8 protein-coding genes are annotated in these 9,693 nt (G+C 67.3%); all 8 read left to right on the plus strand.

Going from position 1 to position 9,693, the window contains the following annotated elements:
- Nucleotides 1-7: 7 nt before the first annotated feature.
- Complete coding sequence (gene murC / locus F9K20_RS19875) at nt 8-1,441, plus strand: UDP-N-acetylmuramate--L-alanine ligase (protein ID WP_291006101.1); 1,434 nt, start codon at nt 8-10, stop codon at nt 1,439-1,441.
- A gap of 35 nt (nt 1,442-1,476) precedes the next feature.
- Nucleotides 1,477-2,442: a UDP-N-acetylmuramate dehydrogenase gene (gene murB / locus F9K20_RS19880; protein WP_291006103.1), complete on the plus strand. Its 966-nt coding sequence runs from the start codon at nt 1,477-1,479 to the stop codon at nt 2,440-2,442.
- Nucleotides 2,439-3,386 (plus strand): D-alanine--D-alanine ligase, encoded by a 948-nt coding sequence (locus F9K20_RS19885; protein ID WP_291006106.1) that lies wholly within the window; start codon nt 2,439-2,441, stop codon nt 3,384-3,386. The genes murB and F9K20_RS19885 overlap by 4 nt, the downstream gene beginning before the upstream one ends.
- The gene (locus F9K20_RS19890) at nt 3,374-4,315 is read left to right on the plus strand and encodes an FtsQ-type POTRA domain-containing protein (RefSeq protein WP_291006109.1); all 942 of its coding nucleotides are present in this window, start codon (nt 3,374-3,376) and stop codon (nt 4,313-4,315) included. The genes F9K20_RS19885 and F9K20_RS19890 overlap by 13 nt, the downstream gene beginning before the upstream one ends.
- A gap of 14 nt (nt 4,316-4,329) precedes the next feature.
- A complete protein-coding gene (ftsA, locus tag F9K20_RS19895; RefSeq protein ID WP_291006112.1) occupies nt 4,330-5,607 on the plus strand; it encodes a cell division protein FtsA in 1,278 nt (425 codons plus the stop codon).
- A 75-nt stretch (nt 5,608-5,682) separates the two neighbouring features.
- On the plus strand, nt 5,683-7,332 hold the full coding sequence (gene ftsZ / locus F9K20_RS19900; protein ID WP_291006115.1) for a cell division protein FtsZ: 1,650 nt from the start codon (nt 5,683-5,685) through the stop codon (nt 7,330-7,332).
- Nucleotides 7,333-7,618: 286 nt separating this feature from the next.
- The gene (lpxC, locus tag F9K20_RS19905; protein ID WP_291006118.1) at nt 7,619-8,554 is read left to right on the plus strand and encodes a UDP-3-O-acyl-N-acetylglucosamine deacetylase; all 936 of its coding nucleotides are present in this window, start codon (nt 7,619-7,621) and stop codon (nt 8,552-8,554) included.
- Between the two features lie 253 nt (nt 8,555-8,807).
- Nucleotides 8,808-9,693 (plus strand): outer membrane protein assembly factor BamD (locus tag F9K20_RS19910; protein WP_291006121.1); only part of this gene is annotated, 886 nt, incomplete at its 3' end.

Below are 9,693 nucleotides of genomic sequence, written 5' to 3' on the forward strand. Positions count from 1 at the left end.
CCACACCATGCAGATGCCCCGCGAGATCGGGACCTTCCACATCATCGGCATCGGCGGCATCGGCATGAGCGCCATCGCCGAGATCCTCCTGGCCAAGGGCTACTCGGTTCAAGGCAGCGACCAGAAGGACTCGGCCAACGTGCGCCGGCTGCGCGCCAAGGGCGTGCGCGTGTTCATCGGCCACGACGCCGTCAATCTCGTCGGGGCGCGTTCCGTCGTCATCTCCAGCGCCGTGAAGTCGGGCAACCCGGAGCTCGAGGCGGCACGCGCCAAGGGGTTGCCGGTTATCCGCCGCGCCGAGATTCTCGCCGAGCTGATGCGGCTCTATTCCACCGTGTCGGTTACCGGCACGCACGGCAAGACGACGACGACGTCGCTCATCGCGCAGATCTTCGCTGCGGCCGGCACCGATCCGACGGTGATCTCCGGTGGCATCATCCAAGACTGGGGCACCAACGCCCGCCTCGGCAAGGGCGAATGGATGATCGTCGAGGCGGACGAAAGCGACGGCACCTTCGTGCGCCTGCCGACCCAGATCGGCATCGTCACCAACATCGACCCGGAGCATCTCGACTACTTCAAAACGGTCGACAACATGCACCGCGAGTTCGAGACCTTCTTCCGTAACATTCCCTTCTACGGCCTCGCCGTAACTTGCTTCGATCATCCGGTGGCGCGCGACATGATCGAGCGCCTGGAGCTGCGCCGCGACGGCCGCCGCCTGTTGACCTACGGGACGACGCGGGGGGCAGACCTCCTACTGCGCGGACTGACGCAGGAGCGCGGCGGCATTACCATCGACGTCGACCTCGGACCGCGCGTGAAGGGCGGCGAGCGGCAGATCCGCGGCTGGTCGATCCCCATCGCCGGGCAGCACAATGCGCTCAACGCACTGGCGGCGATCGCGGCGGCGAGCGAAGCCGGCATCTCCGACAATGCCATTCGCGCCGCGCTCTCGACCTTCACCGGCGTCAAGCGCCGCTTCGAGCTGACCGGCAACTGGAACGGCGCCGCCATCTACGACGACTACGCGCATCACCCGGCGGAGATCGCGGCCGTGCTCGCTGCCACCCGCGCCGGCGCCCGCGGTCGCGTGCTCGCGGTGTTCGAGCCGCACCGCTACACCCGCGTGCACGATCTCTTCGGCGAGTTCTGCGCCTGCTTCCGCGATGCCGACAACGTCATCGTGGCGCCGCTCTACTCGGCCGGCGAGCAGCCGATCCAGGGCATCGACCAGCACTACATGGCACAAGGTATCCGCGCCACTGGCCACGCGTCGGCGACGGCCATCGACAGCGTGCACGATCTCGCGCCACTGCTGCGCCATCAGATCCGGCCGGGGGATACGGTGATCTGCCTTGGTGCCGGCACGTCGACCGAGTGGGCGCACGCGCTGCCTGGCTGGCTCGCCGCCGACGAGCCTCGGCGCGCCAACGCATAGATTGCACGGCACCCGACAATTGCGGAGGCGCGACGTTGACGTTTCCCGATCTCAGCGCTGACCTCCAAGCCAAGCTTCCCGATCTGCGCGGACGCCTTGCGGCCGGTGCGGCGCTCGCCGACATCACCTGGTTTCGCGTCGGCGGTCCGGCGCAGGCTCTGTTCACGCCCGCCGACGAGGCCGATCTTGCGTACTTTCTCGGCGGCATCCCCGCCGACCTGCCCGTCACCGTCATTGGCCTCGGCTCCAACCTTCTGGTCCGCGACGGTGGCGTGCCCGGCGTCGTCATTCGCCTGGGGCGCGGCTTTGCCAACATCAAGCCGGAGCCCGACAACCGCATCCGGGCCGGCACCGCCGTCCCCGACGTGAAGGTGGCGCGCGCGGCCGCTGAGGCCGGCATCGCTGGGCTCGCCTTTTATCGCGGTATCCCGGGCTCGATCGGCGGCGCCTTGCGCATGAATGCCGGCGCGCACGGGCGCGAGACCAAGGACGTGCTCATCGAGGCGCGCGCCGTCGACCGCTCCGGCCACATCCACACGCTGACGCTTGCCGACATGGGCTTCACCTACCGGCACAGCGAGGTGCCGGCCGATTGGATTCTCACCGAGGCGGTATTTCAGGGCACGGCCGGCGATCCGGCGACGATCCTCAAGGATATGGAGGAGGTCGCCGACTACCGCGAGAAGAACCAGCCGATCCGCGAGCGCACCGGCGGCTCGACGTTCAAGAACCCGCCCGGCCACAGCGCCTGGAAGCTGATCGACGAGGCCGGCTGCCGGGGCTTGCGCGTCGGCGGAGCGAAGGTGTCCGAGATGCACTGCAATTTTCTCATCAACGACGCCGGCGCCACGGCCGAGGACATCGAGCGCCTGGGCGAGACGGTGCGCGCGCGGGTGAAGGCGCGCTCGGGCATCTCCCTGCAATGGGAGATCATCCGCATGGGGCTGCCGCTGCCCGGCTGCCCGACCGGGGAAGCGCTGGCGGAGGCCGCAGTCATATGATCGGGAAGGCGCCAGAGCGCACGCACGGCCACGTCGCCGTGCTCATGGGCGGCTGGTCGGCCGAGCGCGAGGTCAGCCTGCGCTCGGGCGCGGCGTGCACGGCGGCGCTGGAGCGCGAGGGCTATCGCGTCACGCCCATCGATGTCGGCCGTGACCTGGCGACGAAGCTCAAGGAAGCATCCCCCGACGTTTGCTTCAATGCGCTGCACGGCCGCTTTGGCGAGGACGGCTGCGTGCAAGGCCTGCTGGAATGCCTCGGCATTCCCTACACCCACTCGGGCGTGCTCGCCTCGGCGCTTGCCATGCACAAGGAGCGCGCCAAGGACGTTTTGGGGCCGGCCGGCGTACCGGTGGCCGATGCCGAGGTGGTGACGCGCCGCGAGGCCATGAGCCGCCACGTCTTGAAGCCGCCGTACGTCGTCAAGCCGGTGGCCGAGGGCTCGAGCGTCGGCGTCGTCATCGTCGATGTTGGCGCCAACGCGCCGCCCGAGAAGATCGGTGCCGGCGGCAGCCTCGATGACCTCGTCATGGTCGAGCGCTACATCCCGGGCCGCGAGCTGACCTGCGCCGTGATCGGCGACTTCGTCACCGACGTCATCGAGATCAAGCCGCTCAAAGGTCTGGAATTCTACGACTACGAGGCCAAGTACGCGCCGGGCGGGTCGCAGCACGTGCTGCCGGCCGAGATTTTACCCGATGTTTACCAATTGGTCCGGAAATACACGCTGGCCGCCTGCCGCGCATTGGGATGCCGGGGCGCTGCGAGGGCGGACTTTCGTTACGACGATACGACCGACGGGACGGGCGAGCTGATCTGCCTCGAGGTCAACACGCAGCCGGGGATGACGGAGACTTCATTGGTACCCGAGCTGGCGCAACATGCGGGCTGGTCGTTTGGCGAGCTCGTGCGGTTTCTGGTCGAGGACGCGAGTTGCAACAGGTAGGGGGCGCGACTGAGATCGGACAGCGGGTGCCGCAGGCACCATCGCTCGATCCCAACGCGACCTTGTTCTCCGCACTCGACAGCCCAGTTTCCGCCGAAGCCGACATTCCTTTCGCGCCGGGCCAGACGCTGCCGCGCCGCCGCCGCGCCGAGCGTAAAGCCGCCTTCGGTCGCCGGCTCGGGCTGGCGCTGTTCATGGGGCTCTCGAGCGCGCTCGCCTTCTCGCTCCTCACCGATGGGGGCCGGCAAACGCGCGCCGTGGCGACATTCCTGCCCGACATGGAGCAGGTGCTTTCGTGGATGGGCCTGCGCATCGAGCAGGTTGCGCTCAGCGGGCAGCGATTCACAGCCGATGCCGACGTGTTTGCGGCCCTCGACCTTGCTACATCGGGCTCGCTCGTAACCTTCGACGCCGCCGAGGCGCGGGCGCGCATCGAAAGCCTGCCGTGGGTGTCGTCGGCCACCATCAACCGCATCTATCCCGGCTCGCTCGAGGTACGCATCAGCGAGCGTCAACCGTCGGCGCTGTGGATCAACGACGGACGCGAATTCCTCGTCGACGGCTCGGGCCGCGTGCTCTCCGGCCTGAAGGCAGGCACCAACGTCAAGCTGCCGCGCCTGTCGGGTGACGGCGCGCCGGAGCAGGCGCAGGCGCTGCTGGAGCTGATCGTGCGCTTTCCGCGCATCGCCGAGCGCTTCGAGATGGCCGAGCGCGTCAGTGGCCGCCGCTGGACCCTGCACTTGAAGGACGGCATCGTCGTGCACCTCGGTGCCGATCGCGAGGCCGTCGCCTTCGCCGCGCTGTCCTCGCCCGAGGAGCTCGGCAAGCTGCTCGAGGCGAAACACGTCATCGTCGATCTGCGCACCCGCGGGCGCATCACCGTGCGCGCGGCGCCGCAGAGCGCATCAGCAATCCCCACGCAGAGTTAGTCGAGGAAGTAGCCATGTTGAGCCGCGACAGGACAGACGGCAGAAACTCGGAGATCGTCGGCCTGCTCGATATCGGGACGAGCAAGGTCGCCTGCATCATCGCCGCGCTCGAGGCACCCGAACGGCCCGGCGAGATGCGCCGCGCGCGTGTGCTCGGGCTCGGCCACCTGCGCTCGCGCGGGCTCAAGGCTGGCGTCATCATCGATCTCGCCGAGGCCGAGGGCACCGTGCGCGCCGTCATCGCCCAGGCAGAGCGAATGGCGCACCTGACGCTCGAGGAGGTGTTCGTTGCCGTATCGTGCGGACGCCTGCAGTCGTCGAACTTCTCGGCGACCGTCGATGTAACGGGTGGCGTCGTGCGCGCCGACGACATCGACCGGCTGATGGCTGGCGGGCACGCCTTCGCCGAGCGTGAGGGCCGGACCCTGGTACATCTCAATCGCATCGGCTATCGGGTTGATGGCGTGGCCGGCGCCCATGATCCGCGCGGCATGGCCGCCTCGCGCCTGTCGGCAGATCTGCACACGGTCGCCGCCGACGAGGCGCCGGTACGCAATTTGATGCTGGTCGTCGAGCGCTGCTATCTCGCCGTGCGTGCGTTGATCGCCACACCTTACGCCAGCGCCCTCGCGGCGACGACCGAGGAGGAGCGGCGCCTGGGCGTTACCTGCATCGACATCGGCGGTGGCACCGCGACCGTGGCGGCCTTCGCCGATGGACACTTCATCCATGCCGCAACCGTTCCGGTGGGCGGGCACCACATCACACTGGATATCGCCCAGGCCTTGCAGACACCACTTGCGGAGGCTGAGCGAATCAAGACGCTATACGGCACAATGGTCGTCGCTCAGTCCGACGAGTACGAGACCTTTTCCTTCGCCTTGGCGGGTGAGGAAGAGGGAGCGCGTGGGCAGGCGACGAAGGCGCAGCTGGCCGGGATCATCCGCCCGCGCGCGGCGAGTATACTCGGCATGGTGCGCGAGCGAATGGACAAGGCCGGTGTCATGGGATTTGCCGGCGAGCGTGTGGTTCTGACGGGTGGCGCGAGCGCGCTCGTCGGATTCGGCGAGTTCGCCGCCAATACGCTCGGGCGCCCGGCGCGCGTAGCCAGGCCGCAGCCGTCGATCGGGTTGCCGCAGGGCGTATCCAGTCCGGCGTTTTCGACCGTCGCGGGGCTTCTTGCCGTGGCCGCGTCGGGAAGCGGAGAAGTTTCGGCGTTGCGGGGCCGCGAGGCGCTCGGCGGGGGGTACCTCGGGCGCGTCGGTGAGTGGCTGAAGACCGGCTTCGCGTAAGACGGTCGCACTAAGGCCGCAACTTGGATCGGCGCGGTGGCGCATGATCGAGGCACAGGGGAGCGCGCGGACGCGATGAGCATTAAGCTGCAGCTTCCAAAGCTTACCGACCTCAAGCCACGCATCAACGTCATCGGAGTCGGCGGCGCCGGCTGCAATGCCATCAACAACATGATCTCCGCCGGCCTCACCGGCGTGCAGTTCGTGGTTGCCAATACCGACGCGCAGGCGCTGGCCGCTTCCAGCGCCGAGCACCGCCTGCAGCTCGGCATCAACCTGACTGAGGGTCTCGGTGCCGGCTCCAAGCCGGAGATCGGCGAAGCCGCGGCCGAGGAGGCGATCGAAGAAATCCGATCGCAGATCGCCGGATCGCACATGGTGTTCATCGCTGCCGGCATGGGCGGAGGCACGGGCACGGGCGCGGCGGGGGTGATCGCACGCGCCGCCAAGGAGCTCGGCATCCTGACGGTCGGCATCATCACCAAGCCGTTCCACTTCGAAGGTGCGCGCCGCATGCGCATCGCGGAAGTTGGCATTGCCGAGATCCGCAAGCACGTCGACACCTTGATCGTCATTCCCAATCAGAATCTGTTCCGCGTGGCGAACGAGAAGACGACGTTCGCCGAGGCCTTCGTGCTCGCCGACCAGGTGCTCTATTCGGGCGTTGCCTGCATCGTTGATCTGATCATCAAGGAAGGCCTCATCAATCTCGATTTCGCCGACGTGCGCACGGTGATGAGCGGCATGGGATCGGCGGTGATGGGTACGGGCGAAGCGTCCGGCGAGCGCCGCGCATCGATCGCCGCCGAGGAGGCCATTGCCAACCCGCTGCTCGACGATGTGTCGCTGAAAGGTGCCCGCGGGCTGTTGCTGTCGATCACCGGCGGTCGCGATCTGACGCTGTATGAGGTCGACGAGGCGGCAAGCCGCGTACGCCAGGAGGTCGATCCGGAAGCCAACATCATCGTCGGCGCAACGTTCGACGAAACGCTCGGGGATCGCGTGCGCGTGTCGATCGTCGCCTCGGGTATGGCGCGACAGGGCGAGGCCGCGCCGATGCCGCCTCCCGTCGACCCTCGGGTGCGTGCCGCGCGGGCCCACGCGCCCATGCCTCCGCCGCCACGCCAGGAGATGCCGCGCGGCTTTCAACACGCGCAATCCCACGAGGAGGACATGCAGCGCCGCCTCAGCGAGGCAATTGGCGTGAGTGGAGAAGACCCCGCGCGCGAGCAGCAGCGCGAAGTGTGGCGTGCGCCCGGCAACGTCGTCATCGAGGAAGGCTTCTCGCACATGTCGTGGCCGCGTCAGCAGGCGCAGCCGGCCGGCGGCCCCGCGACAGGAAACCAACCGACCGGACAGTTCATCCCCGCGCCGCCCGCGGAGCTGCGCCGCGGCGCGCGTCGCATGCCCGACGTCGAGGACTTCCCGCCGGTGGCACAGCGCGAATACCGCGCCAAGACCGGCCATGCCGCTCAGCCCACTCCGCCTCCTCCGCCGCAGCCCGCGAGTGAGGGCGGTCAGCGCCGCGGCATCCTCCAGCGCATCATTGGGCGCGCGCGCCGCGAGGACACGGACGATCCTCCGACCAGCAATGCGGCGCCCGACCCACGTCGCATGTCAAACTCAGCCTCGGATGACTGGTGGGCGGCGGAGCGTGATTCGCAGGGGGCCGACGAGCAGGACGAGCGGGCCCCGCTGCCGGAATTCTTCAATCGGCAGCGCTAGCAGCACCTCGCCACGCTGAAATGTGCGCAAAAGCCGGCGAAAATCGATATGTACCCTCACGGTAACACATCGTAAGAAACCGTGATTTGGCGCCGCCGCTAGGCTCAGCGTATCGTTCGATTGTTAACGACAGCGTTCGCTAAGTCCCTGCACTACCAAGGGCGCAGCTCGAAACGACGCCCAACAAGTTAACGAAGATCGCAATTTGGGACGCGAACATTGTTGGGGGTGGTGGTCGCCGGGACACACTGGCAGATCGCCGGAAGTCATCGAGGGACGGGCGCATATGTCGAATCGATTCATCGGCGCGCGACAGACGACTATCGCGCGCGAGATCGAGGTGACAGGGACGGGGGTCCATAGCGGAGCGCCAGTTTCGGTCATACTGCATCCTGCAGCCGCCGACACTGGCCTCCGTTTTCTTGTCACCAAGCGCGGCCGCGTGGTCGCAGAAATTCCAGCCAGCGTCGAGTACGTCAAAAACCTGACGCTGTGTACTGTACTCGGCAATGACGCCGGCATCACCGTCGGCACCGTCGAGCATCTTCTTTCCGCCCTGCGCGGCCTTGCCATCGACAACTGCATCATCGAGATCGACAGCAAGGAAGTGCCGATCATGGACGGGAGCGCCGCTCCCTTCGTGGAGATGCTCGATGAGGCCGGCATCCGTGAGCTGGCAGCACCGCGGCGCTACATCAAGGTTCTGAGGCCGATCCGGGTGCAAGAGGGCGAGAGCTGGGGCGAGCTGCTTCCGCACTCCGGTTTCCACCTCGACGTCGAGATCGACTTCCCCACGCCGCTGATCGGCAAGCAGCGCCTCTCCTTCGAATTAAGCCCCGGCGTCTTCCGCAACGAGATCTGCCGCGCCCGCACCTTCGGCTTCATGAGCGACGTCGAGAGACTGTGGAAAGCCGGCCTCGCGCTGGGGGCCAACCTCAACAACACCATCGCCATCGGCGACAACAAGATCATGAACCGCGAAGGCCTGCGCTATCCGCAGGAGTTCGTGCGCCATAAGATCCTCGACGCCGTGGGCGATTTGGCGCTGGCCGGCAAGCCTCTGCTCGCGGCCTACCGCTCGGTGAAGGGCGGCCACCGCCTCAACTCGCTGGTGGTGCAGGCCCTGCTCGCCGACACGCAGGCCTGGACCGTGGCGCAGGGACCGCGGGTACGCGAGGCCAAGCCGGTCGATATCGGCTTTGCCATCGCCGCCGGGGAATAGTTCGGGCACTACCACTACGCACAGTCGACGCGGCCCCCAGGGGCCGCGTTGCTGTTTTGGGCTTGGCCGTGGCGGCCCCGCGTCGGTGGTAGGCCGAGAGGGCGCCAGTCGTACAAGAACCATAATCCTCGCCTAGCCGAAGTGCTCGGTGGAGCAGCCATTAGCCGCGGTATCGCCGCGGTCGCGGGATGTGCTAGGGGTGAAGGGACGCTCGGGTTCGCGGGGGCCACGAACGTCCAACGAAAGCAGGCGGATGCCGCACGTGGGGAAAGTCAAAGCTGGCTCGAGCGTATGGCAGGCCCTAAAGGGTCTTGCGCTGCTCGCCGTCGTTGCAGTGCTGGCCGGATGCGCCTCCTCCGGCGATGCCGCCAGGGCCCTCAATCCCGACCCGCCCAGCAAGATGTTCGCCGACGCTGACGCGCTGATGGCGAAGGGCAAGTTCGAGGAGGCCGCCAAGAAGTTCGAGGACGTCGACCGCGAGCACCCCTACTCGCCGGAGGCGCGCCGCGCCATCGTCATGGCCGCCTACGCCTACTACAAGGCCAACAAGGCACCGGAGGCCATCGCCTCGGCCGAGCGCTACACGACCATGCACCCCGGCACCAAGGAGGCGCCGCTCGCGCATCACATCATCGCGCAGTCCTACTTCGACCAGATGAAGCAGCCAAATCGCGATCAGGATGCGACGCGCAAGGCACTGGCCCAGTTGAAGACGCTGAAGACGCGCTATCCGGACAGCACCTACGCGCAGAAGGCCGACAATCAAATCCGCCTCTGCGAGGACACCCTTGCCGCCCAGGAGATGGATGTCGGCCGCTACTATCTCAACAAGGGCAACCACATCGCGGCCATCAACCGCTTCAAGACGGTGATTACGGACTACCAGACGACGGCGCACGTCGAGGAGGCGCTCTATCGCTTGACGGCGGCCTACCTCGCGCTCGGCATTGCGCCCGAGGCGCAGAACGCCGCCGCCGTGCTGGGGCACAACTTCCCCAATTCGCAGTGGTACAAGGATTCCTATGCGCTGCTGCAGAAGCAGGGTTTGATGCCGCAGGTCAGCCAAGGCTCGTGGATGACGGACGTGCTCAAGGCTCCTGCCAAGGCGCCGAGCGCGCCGCCCGCCGCCAAGCCGGCGC

It is taken from the genome of Hyphomicrobium sp., from assembly GCF_009026145.1.
GTDB lineage: Bacteria > Pseudomonadota > Alphaproteobacteria > Rhizobiales > Hyphomicrobiaceae > Hyphomicrobium_A.

Coding starts and splice junctions, on each gene's coding strand:
- lpxC (WP_291006118.1), top strand. CDS start 7,619: ATGTCGAATCGATTCATCGGCGCGCGACAGACGACTATCGCGCGCGAG.
- murC (WP_291006101.1), top strand. CDS start 8: ATGCAGATGCCCCGCGAGATCGGGACCTTCCACATCATCGGCATCGGC.
- ftsZ (WP_291006115.1), top strand. CDS start 5,683: ATGAGCATTAAGCTGCAGCTTCCAAAGCTTACCGACCTCAAGCCACGC.
- F9K20_RS19885 (WP_291006106.1), top strand. CDS start 2,439: ATGATCGGGAAGGCGCCAGAGCGCACGCACGGCCACGTCGCCGTGCTC.
- ftsA (WP_291006112.1), top strand. CDS start 4,330: ATGTTGAGCCGCGACAGGACAGACGGCAGAAACTCGGAGATCGTCGGC.